This window comes from uncultured Sphingomonas sp., assembly GCF_964237335.1.
Classification (GTDB): Bacteria; Pseudomonadota; Alphaproteobacteria; order Sphingomonadales; family Sphingomonadaceae; genus Sphingomonas.
In genome coordinates, this window is record NZ_CAXSHM010000030.1 from 1 (window position 1) to 14000 (window position 14000).

A 14000-nucleotide genomic window follows, 5' to 3' on the forward strand; every position below is an offset into this window, starting at 1 on the left:
TCAGATACTCGCGCCCACCGCAACCCTCTCCCGCCAACCCCGTGAGCAGTTACCTGAGAGTTGCGCAAATCCCAGCTTATGTTGTAGAACGTCTTAGAGAGGATTGTCCTTCCATTGCACAAGCGTTCCGGTGGAACGACTTGGTCAATGCCTCTATCCAGAACGAATGGCTGCTGAACATCGGTCAACGATCTGCTTACGAGCGGCTCGGTCATCTTCTGGTCGAGCTGTTCTGTCGTCTTCGCACGGCCGGTCTTGTGAATGGGGAAAGTTGCGACCTCCCGCTGACACAAAACGACCTCGCCGACGCGACAGGTCTGACATCAGTGCATGTGAACCGCACCCTTATGGATTTCCGACGGCAAGGTTTGGTGGAACTTGAGCGTAGGCGGCTTCGGCTTCCGGACATGCCGGCGATGATGGCAGCAACCGGCTTCAATCCCCTTTACCTTCATCTCGATCACGAAAGCCGGGACATTGACGCCTACGCCTGACGACTCCTCGTGCAATGCCTTTGCGGCCGATCTGCCCGGCACGAACGCGCGATCGAACGTAGAAGCCGCGATCGAGGAGCTCCGGCAGCGGGGCGGCGTGTTCGTCGAGGCCGTACGCGCGACCCGCATGGCGATGGCGATGACGGACCCTACTCTACCCGGAAATCCCATCGTCTTTGCCAATCAGGCATTCCTGGCTCTTACCGGCTATGAGCTGGATGAGGTGCTTGGCCAGCAGCCCTTCTTCATGGACGGGTCCGGCACGCGGCCAGAGGACGGTGAGAAGCTTCGCCGAGCGCTCGAAGAAGATCGCGACGGGCTGCTCGATACGGTTCAATACCGTAAGGACGGCTCTCGTTTCGTTGCGTCCGTTCTTCTCAGCGCGTTCAAGGATGACGAGGGGCGAACACTCTACCAGTTCATCTCCTGGCAGGACCAAACCGCGCGGGTCCGAGCCGAAGCGGAAATCGACGCTCTGCGCCAGACCGAGGCACGGCTTCGTGAAAGCGAGGAGCGGCTTGCCACCGCGTTCGAGGTGCTGCCTGTCGGAATGGGGATCATGGACCTGACTGGCCGACTGATCGTCTCCAATGCAGAGATACGACGGTTCCTTCCGACCGACGTCATCCCATCGCGCGACGAGCAGCAGCAGGAACGGTGGCAGGCTCACGATGCTAGCGGGTGTCTCGTCGATCCCGAGGATTGGCCTAGCGCTCGCGCTCTTCGAGGAGAGCGAGCGTTCCCGGGCCTCGAGATGCGGTATACCGCCGAGGATGGCAGTGAGGAATGGACGAAGGTTTCGTCTGCCCCGCTTTGGGATGCGGCGGGCGAGGTAAGCGGGGCGGTGGTCGCGATCCATGACATCACCGCCTTGAAGCGCGCGAACCAACTTCAGCAGTTGTTGCTTGCTGAACTTCAACACCGCGTCAGAAACATTCTGGCGATGATCCGCTCGGTCGCCCGCCAGACCGCCGAGACCGCTGAAACGGTGGAAAGCTATGCACAGCATCTCGAAGGCCGGATCAGCACGATGGCGCGGACCCAGGCCCTGCTCACCCGCGGTACCGGCGCCGGCGTCGATCTACAAACCATCGTTCTCGACGAATTGGCAGCTCAGTCGGCGAAGGCGCACCATTTCACCGTAACCGGGCCGAACGTTCCGTTGCCGGGCAAGGCCGCTGAGGTCCTGAGTCTGGCTGTCCATGAACTGACTACCAATTCTGTGAAGTACGGAGCCTTGAGCGTGGGATCGGGGCGTATCGATGTGCGCTGGGCTCTTCTCGACGGCGAGGAATGGCCCCGGTTGAGCCTGATCTGGTCCGAGTTCGGGATCGCTTTGAGTAGCTCTCAACCCAGAAAAGGGTTCGGCACGGAACTGATCATGGAGCGGGTGCCCTATGAGCTAGAGGGGGTAGGAAGCATGGAGTTCAGGCCCGACGGCCTCGTCACGACCATCGAATTCCCGCTTCGCGAAACTCCCAGCATCCTTCAAACAAACGTCGGCTCGTTCAGGGAAGTGGGATGACAAAGTCTTTACCGCTAAAGGATAAAAGGATTTTGATCCTTGAGGATGACTTCTATCTGGCGAAGGATGAAAAGCTTCTGCTTCAGCAGGCGGGTGCCAAGATAGTCGGGCCATTCGGGTCAAACTTTCAGAGCGACCAGCTAAGTGAATCAGGTGAGCTGGACGGTGCGGTGGTGGATATCAATCTCGGGCGCGGACCAAGTTTCGATTTCGCTCGGATGCTGAATGAACAGGGAGTCCCCTTCATCTTCGTGACCGGCTACGACGCTGCCGTTATCCCGTCCGATTTATCGCACGTACAGCGGATCGAGAAGCCGTTTCGCTCGACCGAGTTTGTCGGGGCGGTGGTGCGGCTCACCCGCGACGAGAAGCCTTTCGATGAGCTGGCGTCTTGATGCCACGTCAGGTTAGTCTTTCCTCGAACCGAGATGAACTTGACCTGTTTTCGCGATGTACCGGCGCGCTGCCACGGGACGAGCCTGCCCTATCGCAACGCCAGCCACCCCAACCCCGCAAACATCGCCAGCGCCCACCAGCCGCCGTCGGTGGTGACGAGGTAGGCGACGCCCAGCACGCCCACCCCCGCCAGCGCCCCGCTCGCGACCTGCCGGTCGGCGACGTGGCCCAGGATCAGCGCAGCCCCCGTCAGGCTGCCGACCGCGTTGACGGCGATCCACAGGTATGACGCCAGCGGCCCGATCGAGCCCCATAGCGGCAGCTTGATCGTCGCGAAGCCGTGCATCCGCCGGGGGAACAGGTCCGCCGCCAGGTGCAGCCCGATGCCGAAGCCCAGCCCCACCGCCACCGGCCAGGTGCGCCGGTCGAGCAGCGCCACCGCCATCGGCAGCACGCCGTGCAGCAACGCGCTCCGGTGGCGCAGGCCCAGCGCCGCGTCGAGATCGGGCAATGTCGTGCCCGCCGCCGCGCCTGCGACGACGGTCGCGATCAGCGCCCACGGTCCGCCGCCGGCGGTGAACGCCAGCACCACCGCCAGCAGAAGGAACAAGGATGCCGCCATCCACCGGCGCTAAACGTTTCGTACTCGTTTTGTCCACTCTATCGCACCGGCGGAAGCGCGCGTAACACATTGGCATGTGGCTCTTGTACCAGTTCCCGTTATGTCCGTTCAGCCGCAAGGTGCGCCTGCTGATGGGCGAAAAGGGCATCGGTTACGAGCTGGTGCGCGAGTCCCCCTGGGCGCGGCGGGACGAGTTCCTCGACATGAACCCCGCGGGCCAGACGCCGGTGATGGTGGATGCCGCGCGGGAAGGCGCGCCGCTGATCGATTCGATGGCGATCTGCGAATATCTCGAGGAGACGGTCGAGCGCAACGCGATGATCACCGGCACCGCAGAGAACCGCGCCGAGATCCGCCGGCTGGTCGCGTGGTTCGACGGATCCTTCTATTGCGACGTGACCGGGCCGCTGCTGCACGAGCGCATGATCAAGCGGCTCGCCCACCGCGCCTCGCCCGACGCCAAGGGACTGCGCGAGGCGATGAAGGCGGCGATCCAGCACCTCGACTATATCGATTACCTGCTCGATCACCGCCAGTGGCTCGGCGGCGCGACGCTGAGCCTCGCGGACCTCACCGCCGCCGCGCAGATCTCGGTGACGGACTATCTCGGCGGCATCGACTGGAAGAGCCACGAGCAGACCGCGCGCTGGTATCGCGGGCTGAAAAGCCGGCCGAGCTTCCGCCCGCTGCTGGCGGAACGGATGGAGCTGCTGAGCCCGCCGTCGCATTACGACGACGTCGATTTCTGAGCACGGGGTATCGGTGTCGCCGCTGGATGCCGTGGGGCTGGTCGGTGTCGTATTGCTGCTCGTCGCCTATGCGCTGACCGTGTCGGGGCGGTTGGGGGCGACGCAGCCGTCGGCGCTGGCGATGAACCTGGTCGGCGCGCTGCTGATCCTCGCCTCGCTCTGGGGCGCGTTCAACCTGCCGTCCGCGCTGATCGAGGCGGCCTGGGCGGCGATCGCGGCGATCGGCCTGATCCGACACGGCCGCCGCCGCTGAGCGGTCAGGAGGCGAGCGGGGCCTTCGCGGCCAGCCGTTTCTGCAGGAACGCCAGCACCAGCGTCTCCTCCGGACGGAGCGCGCCACCCGCGTCGCTCGTGCCGTCGTTCAGCTCGCGATCGACCTCCTCCTTGATCTCGAGGACGAGCTCGTCGGCGAGGTAGCTGTCGAGCACCTCGGGATGGACGTAGCATTTGCGGCACACCGCCGGCGTGTTGCCCAGCCGGGCCGATACCCGCTCGATCGCGGCGCGCACGTTCTTCTTGGCGGCCGCCGGGCTGTCGCACTTCTCGAACTCCGCCAGCGCCAGCGCCGCCAGCACCGTGCCCGTCCAGGTGCGGAAGTCCTTGGCCGTCACCTGCGTACCGGCGATCTCCTTGAGATACGCGTTCACGTCACTCGACGTGACTTCGTGCTGCTCGCCCTCGTCGTCGAGATAGTGGAACAGGTGCTGGCCTGGCAGGTCCTGGCTGGCCTTCACGATCCTGGCGACGCGGCGGTCCTTGATCTTCAGGTTCCACTGCTTGCCGCTTTTGCCCTTGAAGCGGAACTTGAGCTCGCTGCCCTCGACCGCGACGTGGCGGGTGGTGAGCGTCGTCAGGCCATAGCTGCCGTTCTGCTTCGCGTAATCGGCGTTGCCGACGCGGATCATCGTCGTCTCCAGCAGGTGAACGACGGTCGCGAGCACCTTGTCACGGCTAAGCCCCGGTTTCTTCATGTCGGCGTCGATCCGCGCGCGGATGCCGGGCAGCGCGGCGGCGAAGTCGAGCATATGCTCGTATTTGGTCCCGTCGCGCACCTCGCGGAACCGCTCGTGGTAGCGATATTGCTTGCGACCCTTCGCGTCGCGGCCGGTCGCCTGGAGGTGGCCGTCCGCGTCGGGGCAGATCCACACGTCCTCATACGCCGGCGGGATGGCGAGCTTGTTGATCCGCTCGACCGTTGCTGCGTCCTTGATGGCCTTTCCGGCGGGGTCGCGATAGCGCCAGCCCTTGCCGCTCTTGCGGCGGGTGATGCCCGGGCCGTCGTCGGTGACGTAGACCAGCCCGGCGCTCTCGGCGGCGTCCTTGGGATCGACGATGTTCTCGGCCGCTTCGTCCGCCACGCGCACGCTCTCCTGTGTCCTGCCGATGCAATGGCCGATGAGGACGCTTCGTTCCGGCGCTGGCGGCCGCGGCGGGAAGCGGGCATCACCGGCGGCATGATCCGCCTGTTCGTCTTCGGCCTCGGCTACACCGCCACGTGCCTCGCCGCCCGGCTACCCGGAACGATGGGCACGACGCAGGACGGGCGAGGAGGCACGATCCCGTTCGACGACGACGCGGCGGTCGGCGCCGCACTGGCGAGCGCGGGCCACGTCCTCTCATCGGTGCCGCCGGCGGCGGAGGATGACCCGGTGCTGTCCCGCTACGGCGACCGGCTCGGCGGCAAGTGGCTCGGCTATCTGTCGTCCACCGGCGTCTACGGCGACGCCGGCGGCGCCTGGGTGGACGAGAGCGCGCCGACCGGCACCGGCCGGCGATCGGCGCGTGCGGCGGCGGACGCGGGGTGGCTGGAGCGGGGCGCGCGCGTCTTCCGGCTGCCCGGCATCTACGGCCCTGGCCGCTCGCCGCTCGACCGGGTGCGTGAGGGGCGGGCGCATCGGACCGGCATCGCAGGACAGGTGTTCAGCCGGGTGCACGTCGACGACATCGTGGCGGGCGTGATCGCCGGCTTCGATGCACCGGCCGGCGCCTACAACCTGGCCGACGACGCGCCGTGCGGTCAGGACGAGGTGATCGACTATGCCGCCGGGCTGCTCGGCCTGCCGCCGCCGCCGCTGGTGACGCTCGACAGCCTGTCGCCGATGGCGCGCGGCTTCTACGCGGAGAACCGGCGGGTGGCGAACGGCAAGGCGAAGCGCCTGCTCGGCTGGGCGCCGGCCTACCCGGATTATCGCGTCGGGCTCCGCCTTCTCGCCGCGGCCGCGACGGGGCGCGCGCTGAGCGCCACCACCAGCCCCGCGCCGGTCAGCACCGCGCCGGCGACTGCGAGCGCCGTCCAGCGATAGCCCTCGAATAGCGTCGACAGCAGCATCGCGATCACCGGCACGATCACGCTCGCATAGGCCGCGCGCGCCGGGCCTATGACCCGCAGCACGCGGTAATAGAGCGAGAAGGCCAGCGCCGAGCCCGCCAGAGCAAGATAGGCGACGCCGGCCACATAGCGGATGTTCGGCGGCAGCACCGGCGGGCCGACGGTGGTCCAGGCGAGCGCCACGTCCACGACGGCCCCGATCAGCATCGCGACCGCCAGCATCGCCGTCATCGGATAGCGGCTCGCCATCGCCGTCCCCTGCGCGACGTTGGCGCAGGAGGCGGCGAGGATCGCGGCGCCGGTCAGCGCGACGCCCAGCACCGTCTGGTGCGGGCCGCTCGGGTCCGACCGCGCCTGCTGCACGATCAGCAGCGCGACGCCCGCCATCGCGACGCCCGATCCCGCGAGCAGCCGCGCGGACAATCGCTGCCCCAGCACCAGCCGCCCGAGCAGCGCATTGGGCAGCAACAGCAGCGCGAACACGACCGCGACGAGGCCGGAGGTGATATGCGCCTCGGCCGCATAGACGAGCGAATAGTTAAGCGTGAACTGCGCGATGCCGAGCGCGGCGGCGAAGCCCAGGCCGGCGGCATCGGCCGGAAACCGCTCGCGCCGCACGACCGCCAGCCCCGCCATCGCCGCGCCCGCGAGCGCGAACCGGTAGGCGACCGACCACAGCCCAGGGACGACCGCGATCTGGTCGCGGATCACCAGCCACGTCGAGCCCCAGATCAGCGTGACGACCGCGAAGGGGATCAGGACGGCGAAAGGTACCTGTTCCTGCCTTTCACCCCGTTCATGCTGGGTTCCCCTAATCCGTTCGTGCTTAACCCCATGAGCCGGTTCGCGCTGGACCCCACCCGCCCGTTCATGCTGAGCTTGTCGACGCACTGTCCTTCTTCCTACGGTTGCAAGTAAGGGCAGGGCTTCGACAAGCTCAGCCTGAGCGGGGGTAGGGAGTTTGGCCAAACCCGAAGTGAGGAAGACGCGAAAGTCAAAGCTCCCCGATCGCCTCCGCCAGCGGGCGGATGTCCGCTTCGGTCTGGTTCCACGAGATCACCAGCCGCGCCTCGCCCGGTCCCCAATCGTAGAAGTCGAACCCCTTCGCGCGCAGCTCCGCCGCCTCGTCGGCCGTCACGCGCAGGAATACCTCATTGGCCTGGACCGGATGCACGAGGCGCCCGTTCGCCGCCCGTGCCAGCAGCGCCGCGCCGGCGTTCGCCGCGCGCGCATTCGCCAGCCACACATCGCCCTCCACCATCGCGAGCAGCTGCGCCGCGAGGTAGCGCCCCTTGCTCAGCAGCAGCCCCGCGCGCTTGCGGCGGCGCAGCGTGTCGGTGGCGAGCTCCGGGCGGAAGAACACCAGCGCCTCCGCCGTCATCCCGCCGTTCTTGATGAAGCCGAAGCTAAGCGCGTCGACGCCCGCGCGCCACGTCACGTCCGCCGCCGAGCAGCCCGCGCTCGCGACCGCATTGGCGAAGCGCGCGCCGTCCATGTGGAAGCCGAGCCCGCGCTCCTTCGCCAGCGCGCCGATCGCTGCCACCTCGTCGGGCTGATAGACGAGGCCGTATTCCGTCGCGTTGGTGATCGAGATCGCGTGCGGCTGGACGCGGTGGACGTCGGCCGCGATCGCATCGGCGACCGCCCGGACGTTGTCGGGCGTCAGCTTGGCGCCTTCGCCGTCGGCCAGCATCAGCTTGGCGCCGTGGGTATAGAACTCGGGCGCGCCGCCCTCGTCATTCTGGATGTGCGCGTCGCGATGGCAGATGACGCCGCCGTGCGGGGGGCACATCGCCGCGAGCGCGAGGCAGTTGGCGGCCGTGCCCGACGGCACCCACAAGGTGCGCACCTCCGTCTCGAACAGCTCGGAGAAGCGCGCGTCCAGCCGCTTCGACCAGGCATCGCCGTCATAGGCGGTGTCGAGCGCGTTGGCGGCGGCGGCGGAGTCGAGCACCGGCTGGCAGGCCGGCGCGGCATTGTCGGAGAAGAAGCGCATGCGCGCGCTTTGCGGAGGCGGAGGTGGGGCGTCAACCATCACGTCCCCCGGAACGGATAGGGCGACACCGGCAGGTCCAGCTCGTCGAGGTCGAGTACGCACTGGATCGGCGGCAGGCTGCGTTCCGGGCAGGCGCGGCGTTCGCACAGGTGGCAGGCGGGGCCGATCGGGGTCGGGGCGGCGGCCACAAGCACGTCCGCCCAGCCGATACGCTCGGCGTGGCGCGCATCGCAGCCGAGCACCAGCAGGAACGGCTCGCGCGCGCCGGTCCGCCCCACCAGTCGCGCGGTCGCGAGATAGCGGCTGCCGTCGGGCATCTCGGCGACGTCGGTCACCACCTCGCCCGCGCGCCGCCAGGCGCCGTGAACGCGCCAGCGCGGACAGCCGCCGCCGAACCGCGCGAGCGGCGACGCCTCGGCCGCGAACCGCTTGGCGACGTTGCCGGCGCCGTCGAGCTTCAGGAGGAAGAACGGCACCCCGCGCGCGGTCTGCCGATCGAGGGTCGTCAGCCGGTGCGCCACCTGCTCCACCGACGCCCCGAACCGCGCCGCGAGCAGGTCGACGTCGTACCGCGTCGCCTCCGCCGCGACGTGGAAGCGCGCATAGGGCATGACGATCGCCGCCGCCGCATAGTCGATCAGCGCGATCCGTAGCAGTCGCCTGGCCTCCGCGTCCGGCGGCCGTGCCGCCTCGACCGCCGCGGCAATCGCCTCGCCCAGCTCCGTCCGTGCGAGCTGGTAGGCGATGCCGAACAGCCGGCTCGCCGGCGGCAGTCGCTCGGACAGCAACAAGCGGCGGCGATGATAGTCGTAATGGCGCAGCGAGCCTGCGATCATGTCGGCGGGCACGATCCGCACGCTGGTGCCGTGAGCGTCGGCCAGCCGGCGGGTCATCGCCTCACGCAATGTCTCGGGACCGGGCGGCCCGTTCGCGAGCTCGTCCGCCAGCGCCTCGGCGCCTGCGTCCAGCTCCGCGAAATGGTTGTGCCGCGCCTCCAGCACCTCGCCGAGCCAGCCGAGCGGCGAGGCGGTGCGGCTTGCCGCCATCTCCTCCGGGCGGACGCGCTCGGGCATCTGGCGCAGGTCGGTCAGCGCGCGGAACAGCCGCACCACCGCGTCGGCGACGGCGGGGTAATTCTCCGCCACCTCGATGATCTCGTGACGCGGGATCTCGACGTCGCGGACCAGTTCGTCGGCGAAGATCTCGTGCAGGTCGCTCGCCGCCGCCTCGTTCGCGCCGGCGACGAAGGCGCGCATGTCGATGTCGTACACGCTCGCGAATCGCAGCAGCATCTGCGCCGTCAACGGCCGCTGGTTGCGCTCCAGATGGTTGAGGTAGCTGGGCGACACGCCGAGCTCCTCGGCCATGCGTGTCTGGTTGAGCCCCAGCTCGCGCCGCAGCACGCGCAGGCGAGGCCCGAGATACAGCTTGCGATCCGATTGACTGGCCATGGCTGACAGTATGTCACATCGTGACGATCCGCAATTGTCGCGTCGTGACACCGTGTCACTCATCGTCCTTCCGCGACGGTGCGCCACGCGGCATCGGGACGCATCGCACTGACGACCAGAGGATACCGCATGACGTACCAGGCCACCATCGAAGAGCTGAACCCCGTGATCGCGGGCAGCGGCCATTGGGATGGCGTGGGCGCCGAAGCGGTGGCGCGGATGCGGCTGCAGAACCGGTTCCGCACCGGGCTCGACATCGCGCGCTATACCGCCGGCATCATGCGCGCCGACATGGCCGCCTATGACGCGGACACCGCGCAATACACCCAGTCGCTGGGCTGCTGGCACGGCTTCATCGGCCAGCAGAAGATGATCGCGATCAAGAAGCATTTCGGCTCGACGAAGCGCCGCTACCTCTATCTGTCGGGCTGGATGGTCGCGGCGCTGCGCTCCGATTTCGGCCCGCTGCCCGATCAGTCGATGCACGAGAAGACGACCGTGCCCGCGCTGATCGAGGAGCTGTACACCTTCCTGCGCCAGGCCGACGCGCGCGAGTTGGGCGGGCTGTTCCGCGACCTCGACGCGGCGCGCAAGGCGGGCGACACCGCCAAGGTCGCGACGCTGACCGACGCGATCGACAACCACCAGACCCATGTCGTGCCGATCATCGCCGACATCGACGCCGGCTTCGGCAATGCCGAAGCGACGTACCTGCTGGCACGCAAGATGATCGAGGCGGGCGCCTGCGCGCTTCAGATCGAGAACCAGGTCTCCGACGAGAAGCAATGCGGGCATCAGGACGGCAAGGTGACGGTGCCGCACGAGGATTTCATCGCCAAGATCCGCGCCTGCCGTCATGCGTTCCTGGAGCTGGGCGTCGACAACGGCATCATCGTCGCGCGCACCGACTCGCTCGGCGCCGGCCTGACGAAACAGATCGCGATCAGCCACCAGCCCGGGGACATCGGCGACCAGTATAATTCGTATCTCGATTGCGAGGACGTGGGCGCGGGCCGGAGCGGCGACGTGTTCATCAATCGCGACGGCAAGCTGCTGCGCCCGAAGCGCCTGCCATCGAACCTCTACCAGTTCCGCGCCGGGACCGGCGAGGATCGCTGCGTGCTCGACAGCATCGTCGCGCTGCAGCACGGCGCAGACCTGTTGTGGATCGAGACGGAAAAGCCGCACATCGCGCAGATCGCCGGCATGGTGAACCGCATCCGCGAGACGGTGCCGGACGCCAAGCTCGTCTACAACAACTCGCCCTCGTTCAACTGGACGCTCAACTTCCGCCAGCAGGTGTTCGACGCCTGGGCTGCGGAAGGCCGCGACATGACGAAGTACGAGCGGCCGGCACTGATGAGCGTGATCTACGACACGACGCCGCTCGGGCAGGAGGCGGACGAGCGCATCCGCACCTTCCAGCGCGACGCGGCGGCGCAGGCGGGCATATTCCACCACCTCATCACGCTGCCGACCTATCACACCGCCGCGCTGTCGACCGACAATCTGGCGCGCGACTATTTCGGCGAGATGGGGATGCTGGGCTATGTCGCGGGCGTCCAACGGCAGGAGATCCGCCAGGGTGTCGCCTGCGTCCGGCACCAGAACATGGCCGGCAGCGATCTGGGCGACGACCACAAGGAATATTTCGCGGGCGACGCCGCGCTGAAGGCGGGCGGCGCACACAACACGATGAACCAGTTCGCCTGACGGCGAGCGGAACCAGTTCGCCTGAACGAGCCTATTAGGAGAAACGCGATGACCACCGACACCCTGCCCGAAGACACGACCGCCCCCACCCCGTCGGGCCCGCGCAGCGTCCGCGCGGTGTTCTCGACAGAGGATTTCCGCCTGATGCGCGCGGCGGTGGTCCATTACCTGAAGCAGCCCGAGGTGCAGGATGGGCCGGAGTCGGTTAAGTACAGCAACCTGTACCATCGGCTGGGTCGGCTGGGGTAAATCACCTCATCACCGAGACACCGTCACCCCAGCGCACGCTGGGGTCTCTACGATCGGAAGACCCTCGATCAACGAGATCCCAGCGTTCGCTGGGATGACGGTCGAGGTCAGACCCCGTGGTACGCCCGATACCACTCCACGAACTTCGGCACGCCGACGTCGATGGTGGTCGTCGGCACGAAACCCAGGTCCGCCCCGATCGCGCTGATGTCGGCGTAGGTGCGCGGCACGTCGCCGGCTTGCATCGGCAGCAGGTCGCGCACCGCCGGGCGGCCGGTCGCGGCCTCCAGCAGGTCGATGACCCGGCCGAGCGGCTCCGACCGGTTGTTGCCGATGTTGTAGATGCGATGCGGCGCGATGCTGCCGCCCGGTTTTGCCGCGCCATCATCGGGGGGCGGATGGTCGTGCGCCGCCACCACGCCCGCGACGATGTCGTCGATGAAGGTGAAGTCCCGCTCCATCCGGCCTTCGTTGAAGACAGGGATCGGCTCGCCCGCGAACATGGCGCGCGTGAAGATCCACATCATCATGTCGGGTCGGCCCCAAGGGCCATAGACGGTGAAGAAGCGCAGCCCCGTCTGCGGCAGGCGATAGAGGTGCGCATAGCTCTCGCTCATCAGCTCGTCCGCCTTCTTGGTGGCGGCATAGAGCGATAGCGGCCGGTCGGTCCGGTCCTCGACGCGGAACGGCACGGTCGCGGCGGCGCCGTACACGGATGAGGACGAGGCGTAGACGAGGTGAGCAACGCCGCGATGGCGCGCGAGCTCCAGCATGTTGACGTGGCCGACCAGATTGGCGGCGACATAATCGTGCGGGTGGGTGATCGAGTGGCGGACGCCCGCCTGCGCGCCTAGGTGGACGATCCGGTCGAACGCGCGCCCGTCGGTCGTCGCCGCCAGCGCCGCCCGGTCGGAGAAGTCGACCGCCTCGAACCGGAACGCGTCGCCATGCCGCGCCCGCAGTTGCGCCAGCCGGGCATGTTTCAAGCCCACATCGTAATAGCTGTTGAGCGAATCGATCCCGATCACCGGCGTACCGCGCACGAGCAGCGCGTCGGCGACATGCATGCCGATGAACCCGGCCGCGCCGGTGACGAGGCTCGTCATGCGCCGCGGAAGACCGGCTTGCGCTTGGCGAGGAACGCCGCGCCGCCCTCGGCGCTGTCCGCAGTGCCGCGCGCCGCACGCTGGTTGACGGCCTCCGCCAGCAGCGCCTCCTCGTACGTCAGGCTCGCCGCTTCGTGTGCCTGCCGCCGGATTAGCCCCAGCGCCGCCGGCCCCGCCGCCAGCCGCGTCGCAAGCACCAGCGCCTCGGTGTCCAGCGCCTCGTCCGCCACGACACGGTGGATCATGCCCCAGTCGAGCGCCTTGGCCGCAGGGACGCGCTCGCCCAGCATCATCATCTCGGCGGCGTGGGCGCGGCCGATCAGCCGCGGCAGCATCCAGCTCGCGCCGCCGTCGGGCACCAGGCCGATGTTGACGAACGCCTGGAGGAAATAGGCGGTCTCCGACGCGATGCAGAAGTCGGCCGCGAGCGCCAGGCTGCACCCGATCCCGGCGGCCGGGCCGCGGACCGCGCTGACCACCGGCACGGACAGCGCGGCGATCGCGAGCAGCGCCGGGTTGTAGCTTTCGGTCAGCGCGCGATAGGTCGCCGCGCCGGGATCGCCCGCGTTCAATGCGCCGCCGGCGACATCCGCGCCAGAGCAGAAGCCGCGACCGGCCCCCGCGATCAACACCGCGCGCGCGCCGTCCAGCGCGCTCAAGGCGGCCTTCAGCTCCTCGAACATCGCCGGCGGCGCGGCATTGAGCCGATCGGGGCGATCGAGCGTCAACACCAGCACGTCGCCGTGCCGCTCGACGCGGACGAGCGCGCTCACTTCGCGGGTCCCGCCGGCGGTGTGGGGGCGGCGCCGGGCGGGGCGGGCACCTGGCCGAGCACCTGTCCGCACGCCTCCACCACCCGGCGGATCGGCAGGTCGTCGGTCGGCCCGTCGAGCGTCAGGTCTAGCGGCACGCCCGCCCGATCGACGGTGTGCAGATGGATCCGGCGGGCATGGGCGATGCCCATCGTCAGGGTGGCGATCGCATGCTCCTCGCGCTCGATCGCGCCGGCGCCCAGCAGCTCCCAATTGTCGATCAGCGCGGTGCCGCCGTCGAACTGAAGCGAGACGGGCTGGACGCCGAAGCCGCGATAGGCGTCGCGCGGGATGAACTGGACCGAGACGACGGCGATCGGCGCATGGTCGCAGCGCACCACCAGCCGCCCGGTACCGCCCGGCGCGACCGCGGCGGCGGAGACCGATCGCGCACCGGTCGCGGGATTGGTGCGATCGACCACCGTCCATGGCGCGACGGCGGGAACGAACGGCGGGGCCGCTCCGGCCGAGGCGGCCTGCATCAGCAGCCAGACGAGCGAAATCATGCAGATGCCCTCCCTTGGTCGGTGCCGGTCATCCCGTAGCGCCCGCGACGAA

The 14000-nt window shown here is 68.1% G+C and carries 16 protein-coding genes; 8 read left to right on the forward strand and 8 right to left on the reverse strand.

Annotated features, from left to right (window positions below):
* From ACFE65_RS13530 to ACFE65_RS13540, 3 genes are all read left to right on the forward strand, one after another.
* The coding region (locus ACFE65_RS13530) for a Crp/Fnr family transcriptional regulator (RefSeq protein WP_375382895.1) at nucleotides 1-494 on the forward strand (494 nt) is incomplete at its 5' end.
* 97 nt (nucleotides 495-591) lie between these two features.
* Nucleotides 592-2019, forward strand: a complete 1428-nt coding sequence (locus ACFE65_RS13535; protein ID WP_375382896.1) for a PAS domain S-box protein — start codon at nucleotides 592-594, stop codon at nucleotides 2017-2019.
* 32 nt (nucleotides 2020-2051) lie between these two features.
* Entirely contained in the window at nucleotides 2052-2414 is a 363-nt protein-coding gene (locus tag ACFE65_RS13540) for a hypothetical protein (RefSeq protein ID WP_375382897.1), read from the forward strand.
* Between the two features lie 89 nt (nucleotides 2415-2503).
* Here ACFE65_RS13540 and ACFE65_RS13545 read toward each other — a convergent pair whose 3' ends face one another.
* Nucleotides 2504-3037 carry a hypothetical protein gene (locus ACFE65_RS13545; RefSeq protein WP_375382898.1) on the reverse strand — a complete coding sequence of 178 codons (534 nt, stop codon included), beginning with the start codon at nucleotides 3035-3037 and terminating at the stop codon, nucleotides 2504-2506.
* 74 nt (nucleotides 3038-3111) lie between these two features.
* Here ACFE65_RS13545 and ACFE65_RS13550 point away from each other — a divergent pair, with 74 nt between their 5' ends.
* Both ACFE65_RS13550 and ACFE65_RS13555 read left to right on the forward strand, forming a co-directional pair.
* Nucleotides 3112-3786 (forward strand): glutathione S-transferase family protein, encoded by a 675-nt coding sequence (locus ACFE65_RS13550; RefSeq protein ID WP_375382899.1) that lies wholly within the window; start codon nucleotides 3112-3114, stop codon nucleotides 3784-3786.
* A 13-nt stretch (nucleotides 3787-3799) separates the two neighbouring features.
* A complete protein-coding gene (locus tag ACFE65_RS13555; RefSeq protein WP_375382900.1) occupies nucleotides 3800-4039 on the forward strand; it encodes a hypothetical protein in 240 nt (79 codons plus the stop codon).
* Between the two features lie 4 nt (nucleotides 4040-4043).
* Here ACFE65_RS13555 and ACFE65_RS13560 read toward each other — a convergent pair whose 3' ends face one another.
* The gene (locus ACFE65_RS13560) at nucleotides 4044-5144 is read right to left on the reverse strand and encodes a DNA topoisomerase IB (protein WP_375382901.1); all 1101 of its coding nucleotides are present in this window, start codon (nucleotides 5142-5144) and stop codon (nucleotides 4044-4046) included.
* Between the two features lie 96 nt (nucleotides 5145-5240).
* Here ACFE65_RS13560 and ACFE65_RS13565 point away from each other — a divergent pair, with 96 nt between their 5' ends.
* The gene (locus ACFE65_RS13565) at nucleotides 5241-6089 is read left to right on the forward strand and encodes an NAD(P)-dependent oxidoreductase (RefSeq protein ID WP_375382926.1); all 849 of its coding nucleotides are present in this window, start codon (nucleotides 5241-5243) and stop codon (nucleotides 6087-6089) included.
* Here ACFE65_RS13565 and ACFE65_RS13570 read toward each other — a convergent pair.
* From ACFE65_RS13570 to ACFE65_RS13580, 3 genes are all read right to left on the reverse strand, one after another.
* On the reverse strand, nucleotides 5972-6931 hold the full coding sequence (locus ACFE65_RS13570; RefSeq protein ID WP_375382927.1) for a DMT family transporter: 960 nt from the start codon (nucleotides 6929-6931) through the stop codon (nucleotides 5972-5974). The two genes, ACFE65_RS13565 and ACFE65_RS13570, sit on opposite strands and share 118 nt — an antisense overlap.
* 178 nt (nucleotides 6932-7109) lie before the next feature.
* Nucleotides 7110-8111: a threonine aldolase family protein gene (locus tag ACFE65_RS13575; protein WP_375382902.1), complete on the reverse strand. Its 1002-nt coding sequence runs from the start codon at nucleotides 8109-8111 to the stop codon at nucleotides 7110-7112.
* A 38-nt stretch (nucleotides 8112-8149) separates the two neighbouring features.
* Nucleotides 8150-9562, reverse strand: coding sequence for a short-chain fatty acyl-CoA regulator family protein (locus ACFE65_RS13580; RefSeq protein ID WP_375382903.1), 1413 nt, complete (start codon nucleotides 9560-9562; stop codon nucleotides 8150-8152).
* A 129-nt stretch (nucleotides 9563-9691) separates the two neighbouring features.
* Here ACFE65_RS13580 and ACFE65_RS13585 point away from each other — a divergent pair, with 129 nt between their 5' ends.
* Both ACFE65_RS13585 and ACFE65_RS13590 read left to right on the forward strand, forming a co-directional pair.
* Nucleotides 9692-11275, forward strand: coding sequence for an isocitrate lyase (locus ACFE65_RS13585; protein ID WP_375382904.1), 1584 nt, complete (start codon nucleotides 9692-9694; stop codon nucleotides 11273-11275).
* Nucleotides 11276-11323: 48 nt separating this feature from the next.
* Nucleotides 11324-11524: a hypothetical protein gene (locus ACFE65_RS13590; RefSeq protein ID WP_375382905.1), complete on the forward strand. Its 201-nt coding sequence runs from the start codon at nucleotides 11324-11326 to the stop codon at nucleotides 11522-11524.
* Between the two features lie 107 nt (nucleotides 11525-11631).
* On the opposite strand, the gene ACFE65_RS13595 is transcribed toward ACFE65_RS13590, so the two are convergent.
* The 3 genes from ACFE65_RS13595 to ACFE65_RS13605 are packed head-to-tail and all read right to left on the reverse strand — an operon-like array spanning nucleotide 11632 to nucleotide 13948.
* The gene (locus ACFE65_RS13595; protein WP_375382906.1) at nucleotides 11632-12630 is read right to left on the reverse strand and encodes an NAD-dependent epimerase/dehydratase family protein; all 999 of its coding nucleotides are present in this window, start codon (nucleotides 12628-12630) and stop codon (nucleotides 11632-11634) included.
* Nucleotides 12627-13403, reverse strand: a complete 777-nt coding sequence (locus ACFE65_RS13600; RefSeq protein WP_375382907.1) for an enoyl-CoA hydratase-related protein — start codon at nucleotides 13401-13403, stop codon at nucleotides 12627-12629. The genes ACFE65_RS13595 and ACFE65_RS13600 overlap by 4 nt, the downstream gene beginning before the upstream one ends.
* Nucleotides 13400-13948 (reverse strand): hypothetical protein, encoded by a 549-nt coding sequence (locus ACFE65_RS13605; RefSeq protein ID WP_375382908.1) that lies wholly within the window; start codon nucleotides 13946-13948, stop codon nucleotides 13400-13402. Before ACFE65_RS13605 ends, ACFE65_RS13600 begins: the two co-directional genes overlap by 4 nt.
* Nucleotides 13949-14000: the final 52 nt, after the last annotated feature.